General features: G+C 69.5%; 1 protein-coding gene. It reads left to right on the plus strand.

Annotated features, from left to right (window positions below; genetic code table 11):
- The coding region (locus HUA74_RS45120) for a DDE-type integrase/transposase/recombinase (RefSeq protein WP_174459527.1) at nucleotides 1-246 on the plus strand (246 nt) is incomplete at both ends.

A 246-nucleotide genomic window follows, 5' to 3' on the forward strand; every position in this document is an offset into this window, starting at 1 on the left:
CCTCACGGTGGTGGACGAGTGGACGCGCGAGTGCCTTGCCATCGACGTCGCGGGCGCCATCCGCTCTGGACGCGTAGTCGAGGTGCTCTCGAAGCTGGTGAGTCAAAGAGGGGCACCCAGGCACATGCGCAGTGACAACGGGCCGGAGTTCGTCGCCTCGGCCATCCTGCGGTGGGCCGCGGAGGCGCGCATCGAGCTGGCGCACATCGCGCCGGGCAAGCCCTGGCAGAACGGCACCGACGAGAG

This window comes from Myxococcus sp. CA051A (assembly GCF_013336705.1).
GTDB classification, from domain to species: Bacteria; Myxococcota; Myxococcia; order Myxococcales; family Myxococcaceae; genus Myxococcus; species Myxococcus llanfairpwllgwyngyllgogerychwyrndrobwllllantysiliogogogochensis.